This window comes from Streptomyces sp. NBC_01260 (assembly GCF_036226405.1).
Lineage (GTDB): Bacteria > Actinomycetota > Actinomycetes > Streptomycetales > Streptomycetaceae > Streptomyces > Streptomyces laculatispora.
In genome coordinates this window covers 9,020,076-9,037,204 of the sequence record NZ_CP108464.1, presented here as the reverse complement: position 1 = coordinate 9,037,204, position 17,129 = coordinate 9,020,076, and the positions used below count along the sequence as shown (strand labels likewise).

At 68.7% G+C, this 17,129-nt stretch carries 15 protein-coding genes and 4 pseudogenes; 13 read left to right on the top strand and 6 right to left on the bottom strand.

The window, feature by feature from the left end; translation table 11 throughout:
- The first annotated feature begins 29 nt into the window (after positions 1-29).
- Positions 30-1,058, top strand: coding sequence for a winged helix-turn-helix domain-containing protein (locus OG322_RS40315; protein WP_329305869.1), 1,029 nt, complete (start codon positions 30-32; stop codon positions 1,056-1,058).
- A 39-nt stretch (positions 1,059-1,097) separates the two neighbouring features.
- On the opposite strand, the pseudogene OG322_RS40310 reads toward OG322_RS40315, so the two are convergent.
- Positions 1,098-1,331, bottom strand: a pseudogene (locus OG322_RS40310) (transposase); the annotation flags it as partial.
- Here OG322_RS40310 and OG322_RS40305 point away from each other — a divergent pair.
- The 3 genes from OG322_RS40305 to OG322_RS40295 all read left to right on the top strand — a co-directional run bounded on the left by OG322_RS40305 (position 1,306) and on the right by OG322_RS40295 (position 2,676).
- Entirely contained in the window at positions 1,306-1,578 is a 273-nt protein-coding gene (locus tag OG322_RS40305) for a hypothetical protein (RefSeq protein ID WP_260147223.1), read from the top strand. The pseudogene OG322_RS40310 and the gene OG322_RS40305 sit on opposite strands and share 26 nt — an antisense overlap.
- A gap of 288 nt (positions 1,579-1,866) precedes the next feature.
- A complete protein-coding gene (locus tag OG322_RS40300; protein ID WP_123466022.1) occupies positions 1,867-2,211 on the top strand; it encodes a hypothetical protein in 345 nt (114 codons plus the stop codon).
- Between the two features lie 219 nt (positions 2,212-2,430).
- Positions 2,431-2,676: a DUF2283 domain-containing protein gene (locus OG322_RS40295; RefSeq protein ID WP_329305870.1), complete on the top strand. Its 246-nt coding sequence runs from the start codon at positions 2,431-2,433 to the stop codon at positions 2,674-2,676.
- A gap of 310 nt (positions 2,677-2,986) precedes the next feature.
- On the opposite strand, the pseudogene OG322_RS40290 reads toward OG322_RS40295, so the two are convergent.
- From OG322_RS40290 to OG322_RS40280, 3 genes and pseudogenes are all read right to left on the bottom strand, one after another.
- Positions 2,987-3,978, bottom strand: a pseudogene (locus OG322_RS40290) (IS5 family transposase).
- The gene (locus tag OG322_RS40285; protein ID WP_329305871.1) at positions 3,975-4,397 is read right to left on the bottom strand and encodes an FKBP-type peptidyl-prolyl cis-trans isomerase; all 423 of its coding nucleotides are present in this window, start codon (positions 4,395-4,397) and stop codon (positions 3,975-3,977) included. The pseudogene OG322_RS40290 and the gene OG322_RS40285 overlap by 4 nt, the downstream one beginning before the upstream one ends.
- Positions 4,398-4,681: 284 nt before the next feature.
- Positions 4,682-4,855, bottom strand: coding sequence for a hypothetical protein (locus OG322_RS40280; protein ID WP_266412996.1), 174 nt, complete (start codon positions 4,853-4,855; stop codon positions 4,682-4,684).
- A gap of 3 nt (positions 4,856-4,858) precedes the next feature.
- On the opposite strand from OG322_RS40280, the gene OG322_RS40275 reads away from it, so the two are divergent.
- Positions 4,859-5,371 carry a hypothetical protein gene (locus tag OG322_RS40275; protein WP_329305872.1) on the top strand — a complete coding sequence of 171 codons (513 nt, stop codon included), beginning with the start codon at positions 4,859-4,861 and terminating at the stop codon, positions 5,369-5,371.
- 202 nt (positions 5,372-5,573) lie between these two features.
- Here OG322_RS40275 and OG322_RS40270 read toward each other — a convergent pair.
- A pseudogene (locus OG322_RS40270) lies at positions 5,574-5,753 on the bottom strand (hypothetical protein); the annotation flags it as partial.
- A gap of 643 nt (positions 5,754-6,396) precedes the next feature.
- Positions 6,397-9,273: a PDZ domain-containing protein gene (locus tag OG322_RS40265; RefSeq protein ID WP_329305873.1), complete on the bottom strand. Its 2,877-nt coding sequence runs from the start codon at positions 9,271-9,273 to the stop codon at positions 6,397-6,399.
- Positions 9,274-9,684: 411 nt separating this feature from the next.
- Here OG322_RS40265 and OG322_RS40260 point away from each other — a divergent pair.
- The 8 genes and pseudogenes from OG322_RS40260 to OG322_RS40225 all read left to right on the top strand — a co-directional run bounded on the left by OG322_RS40260 (position 9,685) and on the right by OG322_RS40225 (position 17,115).
- Positions 9,685-10,403: pseudogene (locus OG322_RS40260) on the top strand (IS6 family transposase).
- 420 nt (positions 10,404-10,823) lie between these two features.
- Complete coding sequence (locus OG322_RS40255; RefSeq protein ID WP_329305874.1) at positions 10,824-11,576, top strand: Tn3 family transposase; 753 nt, start codon at positions 10,824-10,826, stop codon at positions 11,574-11,576.
- The gene (locus OG322_RS40250; protein ID WP_329305875.1) at positions 11,513-11,737 is read left to right on the top strand and encodes a hypothetical protein; all 225 of its coding nucleotides are present in this window, start codon (positions 11,513-11,515) and stop codon (positions 11,735-11,737) included. The genes OG322_RS40255 and OG322_RS40250 overlap by 64 nt, the downstream gene beginning before the upstream one ends.
- 341 nt (positions 11,738-12,078) lie before the next feature.
- The gene (locus OG322_RS40245; RefSeq protein WP_329305876.1) at positions 12,079-12,933 is read left to right on the top strand and encodes a D-alanyl-D-alanine carboxypeptidase family protein; all 855 of its coding nucleotides are present in this window, start codon (positions 12,079-12,081) and stop codon (positions 12,931-12,933) included.
- Positions 12,930-13,958, top strand: a complete 1,029-nt coding sequence (locus OG322_RS40240) for an endonuclease/exonuclease/phosphatase family protein (protein WP_329305877.1) — start codon at positions 12,930-12,932, stop codon at positions 13,956-13,958. The genes OG322_RS40245 and OG322_RS40240 overlap by 4 nt, the downstream gene beginning before the upstream one ends.
- Before the next feature lie 152 nt (positions 13,959-14,110).
- A complete protein-coding gene (gene cseB, locus OG322_RS40235) occupies positions 14,111-14,818 on the top strand; it encodes a two-component system response regulator CseB (RefSeq protein WP_266412990.1) in 708 nt (235 codons plus the stop codon).
- Positions 14,819-14,853: 35 nt separating this feature from the next.
- Positions 14,854-16,128, top strand: a complete 1,275-nt coding sequence (locus OG322_RS40230; protein ID WP_329307688.1) for a HAMP domain-containing sensor histidine kinase — start codon at positions 14,854-14,856, stop codon at positions 16,126-16,128.
- 99 nt (positions 16,129-16,227) lie between these two features.
- Positions 16,228-17,115 (top strand): recombinase family protein, encoded by an 888-nt coding sequence (locus OG322_RS40225; protein ID WP_266412989.1) that lies wholly within the window; start codon positions 16,228-16,230, stop codon positions 17,113-17,115.
- The last annotated feature ends 14 nt before the right edge of the window (positions 17,116-17,129 follow it).

The window sequence follows — 17,129 nt, the reverse complement described above, 5'->3', positions numbered from 1 at the left end:
CGCCGATGAATTCGGACACCGGGGGCTTTATGCTGCGAATCCACTTCACTTCGAAAGATCTGGCGCGGGTGGCGCTCGGCTACAACAGCTCGCTGCCGGTGAGTGAGGCCGTGATGAGTCTGCAAGCGCTCCGTCATCGTTCGGGCCCGCGGTTCTCCGCGTGGCGGCACGCTGTCGGAAAGCAGCTGCCCGCACGGGCGTCACTGCTCGGTTCCCTGGTACCGGCCTCCGGCTGGGCTCCGGACTTCCTGACCCCGGGCCCCGACCACGCATCCCCCACCACAGGGGCGTTCGACGCGATACGAGCCACGCCGCAAAGGCGTCTCACGGCCGAACTGCGCCGCCTGTCGCACCACCACCCTCTGCCCGCCTGGGCACAGCTGCTGGCCGACGGGGACCGCGCCACGCTGGACGTGGTGACCGACACTCTGGCCGCCTACTACGACGTCGCGGTAACCCCGTTCGTCGACCGCATGCGGGCCGTACTGGACGCGGACCGTGCCTGGCGGGTGCACACCCTGACAAGCCTCGGCGTCGGCGCGGTACTGGCCGGCCTGCACCCACAAGTACGCTGGGAAGAACCCGTGCTGGAGCTACCCGGCCCATCCGGACAGGGCCAGATCGACTTCCACCTGGAGGGGCGAGGACTCCTCCTGTCCGCCCACATCTTCTGCGGCTCCCGCCCCCGGGCACTGCTCAACGAGGTCGGCACCCCCGTTCTTGTGTACGCGCCCGTCTGGAATCTCCAGAGCGACAGCGTCGTCGCCACACCACCGGATACCCGGCCACGCTCATCGACAGCCCTGGCGACACTGCTCGGCCGCACCCGCGCGGCCGTCCTGGAGGCCCTGGCATCCCCTGCCGGCCACACCACCAAACGACTCGCCCAGACTCTCGCCATCTCACCCGCCACAGCCTCGGAACACGTCACCGCACTGCGAGACGCCGGCCTCGTCACCAGCCTCCGGCAAGCCAACACAATGCGACACACCACAACCGCCTTAAGAACCAAACTCATCTCGACCGCGACCGGCAGCGGGGGAATCCAACTACCCTGAGAGGGCGTTTGCTGTAGGCGAATTGCCGCTTATGACCTATTAATTTCCTCGCCAGGTTGGTGCGGTCTCGTCCGTTATGCGCTTGGCGAGGTTGTCAATCGAGGCAATGTGGATCATGGCTTCGGAGCTGGCGGTGAGGGTCTCGAAGTCGCGGGCCAGGCGGCGGTGCATCGTGATCCAGCCGATGCTCCGCTCGACTACCCAGCGTCTTTTCACGACGTGAAATCCGCGAACTCCGGGGTTTCTGTTGACGACTTCGACGTCGAACACCAAATCGAGGCGGGACAAGCTCACCGCAGCCCAGCTCGCCGCCCTCGCCGCGCTGGGCGTCGACTGGGCAAGGCCGGCGCCGGTCGCCCAGGCCGCTCCGGCGCAGCCCGCCGTGCAGGCCGCACCGCCGACGCGCCTGCCGCAGCGGGAGCAGCACCACGATGAGTGCGACAAGACGCTCTACGAGGGCGGAAACTGCACCTGCGACCTCATCGAGCAGTACGGGCCCTCCGAACGCGACGACTACTGACCGCTCCCCGCTCCCGACCGGACCCCGGGCCTGCCAAGGGCCGGGGTCTCGTGCCGTCGGCAGGCCGGCTGTTCGGCCTCGATGTCCGCGAGGGCCTGAAACGCACGGGCCGCCCCGGCTCCATACGGGCGTTCCCGCAGGCCAGATGTGAAACGCGGGCCGTTGCACGGTGATGTTTCACCGTGCGTTCCAGCCGGGACGGGCGAAGCGGCCGGAATCCCTGCCCGCCCCGGACCGGCGCTGACACACTCGTCACTTCCGGATCACCGAACGTCGACGGAGGATGCGTTGAGCCAGCCGGAGCAGCCCTGGCAGCCGGGCCCGAACGACCTGCCCTTCACCACCCACCTGATCAACCCGCACGGCGACCGGCATCTCGGCTTCAACGATGTCGAGGGCCGGTACTACCGGCTGTGGCAGCACAAGGCCCCTGAGCGGCTCCACACCGGCGACGCCATCTTCTTGCGCCCCAGCGACATCAACCAGATCATCAGCTACGCCATGACCTGGGTCCGCAACCACCCCGATGACCCCCGCGGCCACGAACTCATCGACGAAGTCGCCGCCGGCGCCAAGGGCATCGTCATGCACTTCGCAACCTTATCGACGGCTGCCTCACCGAGACCGGCCTGACCATCAGATCCGCATGACGACACCACGAGTTAAATCTCAGTAGTTGCTGAGCGCGGAGGCGCAGGGAAGAGGTGGACACGTCCACGCCGGACGGGTAAACAATCATGTGAAGCCTCTGGTGGAGACGGTTCTCTCGGTCGAAAACCCATCTACCAGGGGCTTCACCACGTTTTCAGCCCAACTGCTCAACAAGCCACCCAGATCGGAAATGGGCTCACTGTGACAGAGGTCAAAGTCACCTACGACAAGTCCGTGGACGCAGCGTACGTGTACTTCACCGAACCCCAGGTCCGCGCACGGTCTGCGCACATGTATCCCTGCGCTCCGGTGGACGTCGACGGCATGATCAACCTCGACTTCGACGAGCACGGCCGCCTCATCGGCATCGAGGTGTTGGCGGCCGGTTCAAAACTGCCCGAGTACCTGCTCAAGTCCGCGGAGCGGCTGGACGCCGACGACATATGAAGCAGTCAAGCACGGCGATCGCCCCACCCGCCACGCTCTGCCGCAGGTTGGAAAAGGCTCACTGTCTGGTCGATAACGCCGCCAGATGTGGAACCAGGCCCCATCGATCCTCTCCCCATCCACCATCCGATATGTCGGTCCCCGCCAAGTCATGGACGCGCGCTATCGCCTGCGAGACGATCATGGGAGTGCCACGGGAGTCCACAGGCCGCTGCTTCCTGCCCGGGCGGAGAGGCCGGGTAGCAGAAGGCCTCAGACTGCGACGGAGAGCAGGTCCACCACGAAGACTAGGGCGTGTATCGAGTCGGGATCAATCGACGGTCCGGGTGAGGTCTTTGATCCAGATCATCGAGGCACGCAGTTGCAGGCCGGCAAGGTAGCTCTCGGGGGTCTTGTCGTAGCGGGTGGCGATGCCGCGCCACGCCTTGAGCTTGTTGATCAGGCGCTCGACAGTGTTGCGTTCCTTGTACAGGTCGGTGTCGTGGGTGAGGGGTCGGCCGCCCTGGCGGCCCTTGTTCTTCCGGTGGGTGGTCTGGTCCTTCTTCTCAGGGATGACAGCCTTGATGTTTCGTCTGCGCCGGTAGGCGCGGTTGCCGCGGGAGGAGTACGCCTTGTCGCCGGCGACGGCGCCGGGCCGGGTGCGGGGTCGGCCGGCCGGGCCGCGGACCCGCAGCTTGTCCAGGACCGGGATGAACTGCGGGCTGTCGGCGGCCTGGCCCACGGTCAGGGTCAGTACGAGCGGTCGGCACTTGCGGTCGCAGGCGATGTGTACCTTGCTGGTCTGGCCGCCCCGCGAGCGTCCGAGCAGGGCGGCTTTCAACCGGAGCTTGCGGCGGTGCCGGAGGCGTCTTCGCGCGGCGACGCCATCGGCGCCCGGTCCGGTTTGTTCTTCTTCGGTGCCCCCTTTGACCGGACCTTCTCTTCCTCCGCGGCCTTCTCCAGGGCGTCGAGCACGCCGGGGGCCAGACGCATACCGGCCGCGTCCTGGTGGGCCCGGGCGGTGGTGGAGTCCACGCTGACCAGGGAGAGGTCCACCTCACCCCGCGCGGCCGCCTGCGCGATCAGCCCTTCCAGCAGGGTCTCGAAGACTCCGGCGTCCCGCCACTGCCGGAAGCGGTTGTGCACGGTGGACCACGGGCCGAACTCGGCCGGCATCTCCCGCCACTGCGCTCCCGAGCGGAACTTCCAGATCACGCCCTCGAACTGCTGCCGAAGTCGTGCGGGATACGGACCGTACTCGCCGATCGGCAGGTACGGCTCGACGTACTCCCACTCCTGGTCCGTCAGTTGCCGCCGTGTCATACACACCGGACTACCCGATCCACCCGCTCCACGAGAACAAAACCCACAGATTGATCACGACCCGATACACGCCCTAGTGTCGAGCCCGCCGGGATCAACGGCGAGGGTGACTGGTTGCCGTAGCCGAGGTGCGGGGGAACGCTGATCTCGCGCCGGCCGCCGACCTTCATCCCTCTGACCCCGCGGTCCCAGCCCTTGATGACCTTGCCACCGCCCACGGCGAACTTGAACGTCTGGCCCCGGTCCCAGGAGGTGTCGAATTCCTTTCCAGACTCGAAGGTGACCCCGACGTAGTGAACCTGGACAACCCTGCCCGGCTTCGCCTCAAGCCCGTCCCCGACGACGAGGTCGCGGATTGTCAGCTCGGTGGGAGCGTCACCCTCCGGAAGGTCGATCTCGGGCTTCGTCAGATCACTCATTGCAGCCTCATTCGCTCGCCGCCGGAAGCCCTCATACAGACCAGCCAGGCGCATGGTCACTCTCTGCAGTAGATCACCATGCTGCCGTGAACGCTGATCTCCTGGAGTACATCAAGCCCAACGGAGCACGATGCTCAGCGTGGCTGGGCGTGCTACGTCATCGGTACGCTGCGCTCGTACTCGATGATGGCGAGGCCCTGCCCCCCGCGTCCGCGGGTATGGCCCCGGGTCTGACCGCGCCGGGGCTGGAATGGGCTGCGTAGCCACGTCGGCGGCGGGGCGGGTCAGGTAAGGGGCCGCACCGGCTTCCCGGCCCGCCTGGCCTGCATGGCCTGCAGTATCCGGGAGGCGTAGTCCAGGGTGGTGTTGTCGGCGAGGAGGTGGGCCGCACCAGCTTCCCGATCCACCCTGGCCAGAGCCTCGGCCGACTGCTGGAGGAGACCGGTGTCCTCCAGCATCCCGTGTTCGAGACACCCACTGATGTGGCTCGTTTCACTCTCCTGCGCGTGGCGTATGCCGGCTGGAAGGCCATGGCGGAGGAGGGCGACTCTTCCACGGTGATGGAGCTGATACGGCAGCTCACCGACAAGATGTTCACCGACCCGCACGATCCCGGAAGCGTCTGGGAGCGGATCTATGCCGGGCTGATCCCACGCCTCGCGGGCGTCGCAAGCGATACCCTCCATCGACAGCAACAGGACGAGGCTGCCGCCATCATGGCTGTCGGCCTCCCCTTGTTCGAGCAGGATCCGACGCTCCGCGACGAATTCACCCTCGCCCGTTGCCATGCCCTGTTGTTCCTGTCCTCCGACCCCGTCTATGGGAACCTCGCCGGGCGCTGCACTAGCGGGCTCCTTGCCGGAGGGCTTGTCTCCGTCCGCCTGCAGCCTGAACCGACGACAGCACAGACGCGCCCTGCCTCTGGCCGCAAGCAGCCCCACAGCACCAGCCGAGCCCGGCAACGCAAACGCTGAGCAGTGAACAATCCTGCGCTGCGCTCCGGCAGCGGCACAGGCAGGGATGGGCCAGGCGCGGGCAAAACCGTCTCCGTCCACACCGTCCTGCACGGCATCGCCCCCTCGAAACACGAAGCGGTACTCGGACGAGTACAAGCGGCACGCGATCGAGCTCGTGGGCGTTGTCACGTTGGTGGGGTGTTGAGCGATTGAGGGCGCGTCAGGGGCGTGTAGGGGTCGGGCGGGGGCCTGGGTCACCCTGTGGTGGGCGGGGCGGGGCGGTGATCTGGTCCCAGATCGCGAAGCGAGTGGTTATCTCGGCGCGGTATTCGGTGGCGGTCATCAGGTGGCGGCGGGGTCGGAAGTGGGTTGAGATGCCGCTGAACGCGGCCAGGAACCGGAGGGAGGCCTCCTGGTCACTTCCACGCGTGAAACTGAGATGGCCAGCTGAGCCGCAGCGCCTAGGCAGCTAAGGGCTGTCCGACAGGTTGCACCATGGTCCGTCTCAGCCAAGGTCGAGCGTTCTCACTCAATCTTGAGCGAGACCCCGCGCAGCCGCACTGGTCGCCGTGAGAAATCGCTGCTGCCCGTTCCGGAGGATGGGGTCAGGCATTGCGGGCACTGGCACAGGCTGCTGACCGTTCTGAGCCTCCTGCGCCCGAGCGGGCATCATCATTCCCCAGGACTGCGAGCTGTGAGACTCGAACGGCTGTCCTTCGATGCGTGTCCCGTCGATGATGACTCGATGATGCCCAGAACGGGAACCGGCGCGGAGAGCCGTTCGACAGGTGCCTCGTAGGTGAGGGGCTACTGAGCGGTCATCGTGTGATCCCCGGTAGAGCGTCGGCTGTGGCGGCAATCCGGCTGTGGCTCGGGGCATGACCCGACGGCTTGGACCCAGTTCGCCCATCCGAAGGTGAATCGCCTCGCCGTCCGGGCCTCCGGCTGAGTTCCGGGAACCGGGAACGGAGCGCTGCCGGGCGGACGTGTTCCGGTCCGGCCGGCAGCGCGGGGATGTGCGGGCGGAGGGGGTGACCCGTACGTCAGCTCCGCACGATGAAGCCGTCCACGATCATGTACTGCCCGGTCTTCATCGTTCCTGTGAGGGTGTGCACCCCGGCCGGGAGACCGCTGACCGAGTAGAGCTTCTGCTGGTACTGACGGGAGCCGCTCGTGGCGTCGACCGTCTCCCGGTGGACGCCGTCGACGGCGATGTCGATCGTTCCCTCGTCCGAGTTCAGCTCGGTGAGGAAGTCCGCTCCGGTGCCGTTGAAGGTGATGGTGAAGGACTCGCCGATGGTGGTGGTGGCGTCGATGTCGTTCTGAAACGAGTCCTGGCCGCCGGCCGTGGCACCGCGCCATCCCCAGCCGGTCCCGGTGTATGTCACGCCCGCGGTGTTGTTGTACTGCTGCGGCCCGGTGGGCTTGACGAGGCTGACGGTGGTGGCTGCCTGCGCACGCCAGACGCTCAGGGTGACGGCGCTGCCAGGGGCGAGCTTATTGTAGACGGTCCAGAAGCTGCCACGGTCCGTTACACCGGTCCCGTTCACGGACCGGATCACGTCGAGGGGACGCAGCCCCTGCTCGTAGGCGTACGAGGTGGACGGTACGCCCTGGAGGTAGAGCCCGTCGAAGTCACCGAGTCCGACGGCCGACTGGGTGGCCTTGTCGTAGACCTGACGGGCGGTGGCGCCCATCAGCGGCTCGGGCTGGGTCTCGATCACGGTGTCGGGTTCCGGGGCGGCAGGCCAGCCGACCGCGGGGGATGTCGCCTCTCCCGGCCTCCCGGTGCCGAACCGGTTCATCGGGAAGCTGACGAACCCCAGGGCCTTGGCGGGTGAGTCCGCGGCCGGCGTGTAGTCCGTCATGCCGGGCGAGTCCCACGGCGATCCCCCGGCGAACCGCGGGTCCGCGGTCACCGAGTGGGTGTCCAGGCCGCTGGTGCGCCAGACACTGGGCAGGGCGACCGGCCGGCCGTTGTCCCAGAACAGGTTCTTGTCCGCGGTGTACTTGGCGGCGGCGGGATCGCTGCCGGTGAGCGAGTAGGGCGAGTCCGCCAGGATGATGTTCCTGCTGATGGCGTCGCCGTTGTCGCGGTGCGAGATCTGCTCGTAGACGGAGCCGCCCACGACGATGTTGTTCGTGACGGTCCGGTTGAACCCGTCGCGCAGCTTGATGCCCGCGCCCAGCAGCAGGTTGTTCTTCACGACGTAGTTGCTCGAACCGTCGTCCAGGTCGACCGCCCACTCGCTGTTGTGCCAGATCCGGTTGTTGCTGATGGTGATCGGCTGGACAACGTCGAGCTGCGAGTAGCTCTTCTGCAGGGCGTCGGACTCCGCGCTGGGGTTGATGCCGGGCCCGGCGATGGGCCAGTACCTGTCCCGGCCCCAGGCGTTGACCGGCCCGTGGTCCGACGTCTCCTTCACGCAGTCGAAGATGTCGTTGTCCTGGATCCGGTGGCCGCCCCAGGTGCCGTCGTTGACGTTGACGCAGGACCGCGGGCTGCCGTGGATGGTGTTGTGGGCGACGGTGACCCGGCTGCTCATCGAGATGTTGACACCGGCGCTCTGCTTCTCGAACCGTCCCATGTCCGCCATGCTGTTGTGGCTGACGTCGATGTCGCGGGGGTAGTCGTCGGTCCTGGGGCCGGGGGCCAGGTCCGTGGGCGGATCGACCATGTGCGCCCAGGTCGAGGGGTTCCGTACGGCCTGGGTGGAGCCCACCACCTGTACGTCGCTCGCGCCGGACCCGGTGAAGCTGTTCCCGGTGACGGCGTCGCCCTTGTTGTAGCCGTCGATGAAGACACCGTTGCCGCCGACCTGGGCGAAGGAGGAGCGGGAGACAGTGATGTTTCTGGCGTTCTTGATGTGGACGGCCCCGGCCCGCGCCACCGCCCAGTCACCGAGCTGCAGTGGCTCGTACGGGGTGTCGAAGAGAGTCCGGTGCGTCGCGGTGTAGGTGAAGCCGTCGAAGGTGAGGTCATGGACGGGGCGGGAAGCGGACGCGCCCTCGACCCGGACGAGTTCGTCCAGTTCGGCGGTGTCCACCGTGGACTTCGACAGATCGGTGCCGGCCGACGGGATCACGTACAGCTTCCCGGCGTCCTTGTCGTAGAACCACTCCCCGGGTGCGTCGAGTTCCTCGAACACGCCCTCCGCGACAACGTGCGCGGTGTCCACGTCGCCGCCCCGGTTGTTGTCGCCGACCCACTTCAGCGTGAGTCCGGACCCGTCGCGCCCGGTGATCGTGTAGTCGTTGCCTCCCCAGTGGGAGGAGTGCAGGCCGCGGATGTCGCCGGTGGACGGGTTCTTCCACTGCACGGAACGGGAGTTGAGGATGGCCATGGTGGTCGAGCCGTTGAGCACGGCCGTGTCCGGGTCGAAATTGGGGTAGCGGGCGAGCACCTGCCTGGCGCCGCCCACGAACAGCCCGTCGATCTTCCGGTGCGCACCGATGTCCGCCACCCGGATCGCGCTGTTGTGCTGGTCGGCCTTCCATCTGGCCGTCACCCTGCGGCCCCCGCTGAGCACGGCTCGCTCTCCGGGGTAGGAGGAGTAGGTCACCGGGGCGGACGCGCTGCCCGAGTCCGCGGCGCTGAACTTCATGGTGGCGGCGAGGTGGTAGGTGCCGCCGCGGACCCACACATGAACAGGGTGGCCTGCCCTGGAGGCCTCCCTCGCGGAGACCTGCGCGGCCGCCAGGGTCAGCAGGGGTTTGCTGGTCGACTGTCCGGTGTTCCGGTCGCTGCCGGACGCCGATACGTAGATGTTCCTGTCCGAAGGGGCGTGGGCCGCCGCCGCGGTGCCCGCGGTGAGCGCGGGGACCGCGCCCACGGTCACCGAGGCGAGGACCGCCGCCGTCGCAAGCCGCCGTTTCCGGGTGGCTCTGCTTCCTGGTCTGCCGTCTGAACTGCGGTGCACGTCTGACTCCCTGACATGGTAGGGGCGAACTATCCAGCAGAAACGTCTGCCGCGACCATCTTTCATCGGATGTATCGATGAATTCACGACCGGGCGGAACTCTGCTATCCGCTTCATCCAAGTGTCAAGGGATCCGGCCAAACACGCTCTACTACAGCGAGTTCAGTTGACGCAGAGAGTCCCAACTCCCTCTTCTGCGCTGGATCAGCGATCTTCGCCCGCCATCAAGTTGTCCGATGTATCAGGGAAGATCGGAAGGGGACGTTCATGTGGACCACCCCTTTCTGTGCCCTGGCGCACCGCGAGGGTTACTGCCGGCGTACACCCTTGAGCTCCCGCGGGGGCGTTGTCACGTTGGCTGACCGGCCTGGGATGATCTTGGAGTTGGTCGTTCTGGGGAGGGGTTCGCTCGTGTCGTCCGCGCTGCCGTCGTACAAGGGGCACCGGCACCCGGTCGAGGTCATCGCGCACTGCGTGTGGCTGCACTTCCGCCTCCCGCTCAGCTTCCGCGAGGTCGAGGAACTGATGCTCGAGCGCGGTGTGCTCGTCTCCCACGAGACCGTCCGCCGCTGGTGCGCGAAGTTCGGCCAGGCCCACTCCAACGACCTGCGTCGCCGGCGACCCCGCCCCGGCGACAAGGGCATCTGGACGAGGTCTTCATCAAAATCAACGGAGAGCAGAAGTAGCTCTGTCGGGCCGTCGACGCCGACGGCAACGTGTTCGGCATCCTCCTGCAGGACCGCCGGCACACAGCCGCAGCCAGGCGTTTCTTCCGCCGCCTTATGAAGAAGACGTGTTCGGTGCCGCGGGTGGTGGTCACCGACAAGCTCCGCTCCTACGGCGCGGCCCACCGCGAGGTCCGGCCCTCGCTCAAGCACCGCTCCCACAAGCGCCTGAACAACCAGGCCGAGAACAGCCATCAGCCCACCCGGCAGCGCGAACGCGCCATGAAGGGCTTCCGTAGCGTCGGCGGAGCCCAGCGGTTCCTGGCCGCGTTCAGCGGCATCTCACCCCACTTCCGGCCCCGCCGCCACCTGATGACCGCCACCGAATACCGCGCCGAGATGACCACCCGCTTCGTGATCTGGGACCAGATCACCGGCGCCGCCGCCCCGCCCACCACAGCGTGACCCAGGCCCCCGCCCGACCCCTACACGCCCCTGACGCGCCCTCAATCGCTCAACACCCCACCAACGTGACAACGCCTGCCGGACATCTCCGGTGCGCACCGGCCCGATCGAGTGGACCGCACCGGGTGCGCTCAGTGGCCGGCCTCCGGTCCGCGGTGCGGGCCGGGCTGCTGGGGGCGTGCGCGCGCTGGTCGTCCTCGCGCGCCGGGCGGGTGCGGGGGCGTCCTCGGGGTCGGTGTATTTCTTCGTCCTCGCGCGGGCTCCGTCGCCGGCCTTCGTGAAGGCGTCCTGCATGTGGCGCAGCTGCTCGGCGGTCCAGGCTGGTCAACGGCACGTTCGCCGCTCGGGACGCCGCCTGGTGGGGCTCCGGGACCGCATGCGCGTCGGACTCGGAAGTTTGGGTCCTGGTCCTCAAACTTCATGACCGAGTACCACGCCCGCTACGGCGGCAACGGCGTGATGGTGTTCTGGCACGTCGAGCGGAAGAACGTCTGTATCTACTCCCAGCTCAAGTCCTGTTCGTCGTCCGAGGTTGCGGCGATGATCGCGGGCCTGCTGCAGCACTGCACGGATGCCGAGATCGAGTCGAACTACGTCGACACCCACGGTGCGAGCGTCGTCGGGTTCGCCTTCACGGAGCTGCTCAGCTTCCGGCTGCTGCCGCGGCCGAAGCACATCGGCAGCATCCGCCTGTACCGCCCGGACGACGCCCCGCCCGGCTGGCCCGCCCTCGGGGCCTCGCTGACGCGGCCGATCCGCCGGGACCTCATCGCCCAGCAGTACGGCCAGATGATCAAGTACGCGACAGCCCTACGCCTCGGCACAGCGGAGGCCGAGCAGGCGCTGCGACGCTTCACCCGCGGCGGCCCCAAGCACCCCACCTACGCCGCGCTCGAAGAGCTCGGGCGCGCGGTCCGCACGGTCTTCGCCTGCGACTACCTGGCCAGCCCCGGTCTGCGCCGCGAGATCCACGGCGGCCTCCAGGTCGTGGAGAACTGGAACAGCGCGAACACCGTGCTCCGCTACGGCAAGGACGGCGCCCTGACCGGCCCCGACAAGGAGCACGCCGAGACCTCCATGCCCCCCTGCACCTGCTCCAGTCCGCGCTCGTGCACGTCGACACCCTGCTGGTGCAGCAGGTCCTGGCCGAACCCGTGTGGGAGAAGAAGCTGAGCGGCGAGGACCGGCGCGGACTGACCGCGCTGTTCTGGTCCAACATCAACCCGTACGGCACCTTCCGCCTCGACATGAACAAGCGCCTCAACCTCAGGCCAGCCTCAGCCGCGCCCATCCCCGCAGGCCAGCGGACGCCGCCGACCGATCGAATCCAGTGACGAAGCGGGCGTTCCATCCAGGGCCGAGGACGGCCCGTACCTTCTGACCAGGGAGGCTGATACGCCGTTGACATAATTCTGAGCGTTTCTGGACGCACCGTCCTGATCGCCTGGATGTGGTCCTCACCAAGGCTTGAGACGTGCGCGGGCACCGCGTGCAGCTCGACTTGAAGAGGGGATTGCTGGTGACTGACCTACGGACACACGCGGCCTGGACTGGCCTGATGCGGACTTGGACGGTGTGCGCGGCTGCTGTGGTTCTGGTTGGCGCCGCGGCCGGTGGATGGATCGGCTTGCGGGGCGACGGCCCGAACGCATTCGGTCAGGCGAGTGGTGACGCCGTGGCCTCGGCGGACGCGCGGGCAGCGGTCGCCGACCGGCTTGATCTGCCGTGGCCCGACGAGGGACAGGCGAGCATCGAGGTGGAGGGGCTCGGCAAGCTGGGCGCCACCGCCGGGCAGCGTCCGCTGCCGATCGCCAGCGTCACCAAGGTGATGACGGCGTACGTGATCCTCAAGGAGCATCCGCTGGCCGACGGCGAGCAAGGCCCCGCCGTCGCGGTGGACGCGGCCGCCGCGCAGGAGTCGCACTCGCTGACCGAGTCCACCGCACCGCTGCGCGAGGGCCAGCGGCTCTCCGAGCGCCGGATGCTGGAGCTTCTGCTGCTCCCGTCGGGCAACAACGTGGCCCGGCTGCTGGCCCGTTGGGACGCGGGCAGCCAGCAGGCGTTCGTGGCCAAGATGAACCGGGCCGCGCGCGACCTCGGGATGCACCGCACCACGTACACAGGTGCGAGCGGGCTCGAGGCCACCACCAGGAGCACCGCCGACGACCAGCTCAAGCTGGCCCGGCAGACCATGAAGGATCCGACGTTGCGCGCCGTCGTCGCCATGCGGAGCACGACCGTGCCGGGCGAACCCGACCCGGTCGTCAACACCAACCGGCTCCTCGACCGGCCCGGTGTCGTCGGCCTCAAGACGGGGTCGAGCACCCCGGCGGGCGGAGCTCTGATGTGGGCCGCCGAGGCGGGTACCGGCGGCAAGCGCCACTTCGTGCTCGGGGTGGTGCTCGGCCAGCGGGCCGGGACCACGCCCGCCGAGGGACTCGAAGCAGCCTTCGAGAAGAGCGGTGCGCTGATAGACGCCGTGCAGAAGGAACTCCCGGCGGCGCTCGGCGAACAGGGGGACCGGACGTGATCACGGTCATGGGCCCCAAAGGGCTGAGCGCCGCGACGACCGACCGCACCGGCAACTCCCCGGGCGACGGCGCCCCACGGCCGCCCCGCACCACGCCCCGGCTGCTCCGGCGCGGCCGCCTCCTCGCCACCGCGGTCGTCCTCTGCGGCATCGGCATGGTCGTCGCCGCCTGGCTGCCCGCCGCGATGGGCAGCTTCGGGAGCCTAATGCAGACGTTCCTGCCCTGGTCGGGAGTGGGCGTGCTTGCGCTTCTCGCCCTGGCCGCCGTGCGGCAGTCGGTGGTCGCCGCCGTAGCCGTCCTGGTCCCGGCCGTGGTCTGGTGCTCCCTGTTCGGCGTGGTGCTCGTCGATAGGCGCGGGGACGGCGCGGCGGGCGGGGACCTCACCGTCGTCAGTCACAACGTGCACGACGGGAACCCCGACCCGGTGGGCACCACCCGCTCCCTCGCCGCTTCCGGCGCCCAGGTGATCGCCCTGGAGGAGCTGTCGCCGCGCACGGCCCCCGCGTACGAACGGGCGCTGGCGGATTCCTATCCGTACCATTCGGTGCAGGGCACGGTCGGGCTGTGGAGCACCTATCCGCTGCGGGATGTGCGGCCTGTCGAGATCATGCCGTGGACCCGCGCCCTGCGGGCCACGGTCGACACTCCGAAGGGGCCGCTCGCCGTGTACACCGCGCACCTCGCCTCGGTGCGGGCCAGTCTCACCAAGGGCTTCAACACCGCGCGCCGCAACGACGCGGCCGCCAAGCTCGCCAACGCCGTACGCGCCGAGCCGCTGCACCGGGTCGTCGTGGTCGGCGACTTCAACGGCACCACCGACGACACCGCCCTCGGCCCGGTCACCGCGGGGCTCCGCTCGGCGCAGGACGAGGCCGGGGCAGGCTTCGGGTTCAGCTGGCCCGCGTCGTTCCCGGTGGTCAGGATCGACCAGATCCTGGTGAAGGGCGTCACCCCGGTCTCCGCGTGGACGCTGCCCCGCACGGGGAGCGACCATCTGCCGGTCGCGGCCTCCCTGCGGCTGTGAAGGAAGGCGAGCGGCGGGCGGGACGGGATGGCGGACACGGCGGCGCCGGGTCGGCAGATACTGTCAGGACCAGCAGCACGGCCCCCAAGACGGACATCGACAGACACCGGCAGACGCCGGCAGACGCTCACGAATCGACCTCAGGCGACCACATGCGCGACCAGCCCGCCCCCGTGCACATCCTCCTCGTCGAGGACGACGACACAATCCGCAGGTCCGTGGGCCTGTCCCTGGAGCGCTACGGCTACCGGGTCTCGGCCGCCCCCGACGGCCTGACCGGCCTGGAGATGTTCCGGGAGACGGAGCACGACCTACTGCTCCTCGACATCATGCTGCCGCACCTCGACGGAATCGGGCTGTGCCGCAAGGTCCGCGAGACCAGCCAGACCCCGGTCCTGATGATGTCGGCCCGCGGCGACTCCCTGGACGTGGTCGCGGGTCTGGAGGCGGGCGCCGACGACTACGTCGTCAAACCGGTCGACACCACTGTGCTGCTGGCCCGCATCCGCACCCTGCTGCGCCGCGCCACCTTCACGGCTCCCGTCGAGCCCGATCCCGCCACCGGCGACGGCACGGGTCTGCTCGCCTTCCGGGACCTGACCGTCGACACCCGCGGCCTCGAGGTCCGCAAGGACGGCAGGCCGCTCGCACTGACTCCCACCGAACTGCGGCTGCTCCTGGAATTCGTGGCCGTACCCGGCATCGCCCTGCAGCGCGCGACCCTGCTGCGCAAGGTGTGGGACTACGGCTGGGACGGCGACATCCGGGTCGTCGACCTGGCGGTGCAGCGGCTGCGCAAGAAGATCGGCGCCGACCACATCGAGACCGTGCGCGGCTTCGGCTACAAGTTCCGCCGCTGAGCGCCAGGCGGGCCGAGAGAGAACGTGAGCGAATGATGGACCCTGCGCCCCCACCCGGCGACACCGGCCGGTCCCTGTGGCGCCTGGCCGACCCGAGATCCCTGCGCTGGAAGATCGCCGCAGGGGTCGCCGCCGCGGCCTGCGCGATGGCCCTGGGCATCGGCCTCCTGGTCCACCGCACCACCGAGACCCGCTCGATGAGCATCGGGCGGGCCGACGCCCTGCGCGAACTGGACGCCGCCAAGGCCGAGTTCAGCGGCGCCCGGCCCAGCAGTTCGCCGCAGCCCGGGTACCGCACCGGCGACGAGGTACCGGGCCATCTCCTCGACCTGCTCGCCGCCGGACCGGCGCCGGTCACTTGGTACGACACCAGCAAGCCGGCCCACGGCCCGTCCATGTGGGCGGCCACGGAGGTCGACGGCACCCCGATCGCCGTCAGCGTCAACATGATCTCCGACCTGTACAGCCGCCAGGCCCTCGACCGGCACATGCGGTACGCGGCGCTCGCCACCCTCGCCGCCGTCGTCCCCCTCACCCTGCTCGCCGCCGAACTGGTGGTGCGCAGGCTGCGCCAGGTCGCAGGCACCGCCCGCCGCATTCGCCACGGCGACCTCGACGCGCGGACCACCGGCCGGGGGCACGACGAGATCAGCGAGATCTCCTCGGCCGTCAACCACATGGCCGACGCGCTCCAGGGCCGCCTCCACACCGAGCAGCGCTTCACCGCCGACGTCGCCCACGAACTGCGCACCCCGCTCGCGGGGTTGGTCACCTCCGCCACACTGCTCCCGGAGAGCGAGGCCACCGATCTCGTACGGGACCGGGTGAAGGTGCTGCACGCCCTGGTCGACGACCTGCTGGAGATCTCTCGCCTCGACGCGGGCGCGGAGCGGGCAGAGCTGCAGCCGGTGCCGCTGGACGAGCTGGTCGAGGAGTCCGTACGGCGCACGGGGCTCGCCCCCCGGATCGCCGCCACCGGTCACCCGGTCGTCGAGACCGACCCCCGCCGCCTCGACCGCATCGTCACCAACCTGGTCGTCAACGCACATGTCCACGGCGGCCCGCCGGTCGAGATCACGGTCGAGGACGCCACCGTCGCCGTCCGTGACCACGGCCCCGGCTTCCCTGCGGAGCTGCTCGCCGAAGGCCCGCAGCGATTCCGCACCGGCGCCACCGAACGCGGCCACGGACACGGCCTGGGCCTGACCATCGCGGCCGGCCACGCCCAGGTGATCGGCGCCCGGCTGACCCTCGCGAACGACGACACCGGCGCGGTCGTCACCCTCGACCTGCGACCGGGGCAGCCGTAGAGCAGCCGACGAACCTGATACTTCCTTCTCCGAGCGCGACTGCAGACGGCAGGGTGGACCGGTGAAGCGTATCCATGGGCGTTTCATAGGTGGTCGCTCATGAAACAGTCGGTGCTCGTGAGCGACGACTTCAAGCGCGTGGAAGCGCACCCCTGTCCGATGTCCACCTGCGCCGCCCCCGCGGGCTCCCCGTGCCGGACCGGCAAGGGCAAGGTGGCCATCCAATACCACACCGCCCGCTTCCGCCTGGTGCCCCAACTCGCCAAGGTCCTCAGCGCGCCGACACCCGCCGTACGCAAGCCCGGCTCGGTCTGGACCGAGCTGCCCCGGTCCGCGAGCGCCAGCGCCGAACCGGTCGGCCACGTCCGGCTCGGGTACGCCCGCGCCTCGACCGCGCGGCAGTCCCTGGACGCGCAACTGGACTCCCTCACCGAGGCCGGGGTCACCCGGGTCTTCTCCGAGAAGATCTCCACCCGCGCCACCAGGCGCCCCGAGCTGGAAGCCGCCGTCAAGCTCGCCGGGGAGATCCGCTCCTCCGGCGTCGCCGTCGCCCTCGTCGTCCACGAACACAAACGGCTCGGCCGCGGCATCGAACTCGCCATGCTCGCCGAAGAGCTGAAGGCCAACGACGTCGGCCTGGAGTTCCTCACCGGGGAGCTGAAGGGCTCGCACGCCCCCTCCGGCATCGTCTTCACCGTGCTGGCCGCCATGTCCGGCATGGAGCGCGAGTACATCCGCGACCGCACCCTCGAAGGCCACGAGTCCGCCCGCAAGCGCGGCAAGACCATCGGCGGCGCCGGCGTCACCGACGACTCCATGCTCTCCATGGCCCTCCACCTGCGCGACCAGGAGATGAGCCTGCGCGACATTGCCAAGCGGCTCATCATCACCACCGGCAAGAAGAAGGGACAACACCCCTCACCCGCCACCGTCATGCAGATGCTCCGCGAACACGACGAACGGGCCGCCGAACCGGCGGGCACATAACGACAAGTCCAGGA

Excerpts from the sequence above, each read along its gene's own strand:
- OG322_RS40315 (WP_329305869.1), top strand. The coding sequence starts at position 30 with ATGCTGCGAATCCACTTCACTTCGAAAGATCTGGCGCGGGTGGCGCTC.
- OG322_RS40285 (WP_329305871.1), bottom strand. The coding sequence starts at position 4,397 with ATGAGTGATCTGACGAAGCCCGAGATCGACCTTCCGGAGGGTGACGCT.
- OG322_RS40280 (WP_266412996.1), bottom strand. The coding sequence starts at position 4,855 with ATGCTGGAGGACACCGGTCTCCTCCAGCAGTCGGCCGAGGCTCTGGCC.
- OG322_RS40255 (WP_329305874.1), top strand. The coding sequence starts at position 10,824 with ATGACCGAGTACCACGCCCGCTACGGCGGCAACGGCGTGATGGTGTTC.
- cseB (WP_266412990.1), top strand. The coding sequence starts at position 14,111 with ATGCGCGACCAGCCCGCCCCCGTGCACATCCTCCTCGTCGAGGACGAC.
- OG322_RS40230 (WP_329307688.1), top strand. The coding sequence starts at position 14,854 with ATGGACCCTGCGCCCCCACCCGGCGACACCGGCCGGTCCCTGTGGCGC.
- OG322_RS40225 (WP_266412989.1), top strand. The coding sequence starts at position 16,228 with ATGAAACAGTCGGTGCTCGTGAGCGACGACTTCAAGCGCGTGGAAGCG.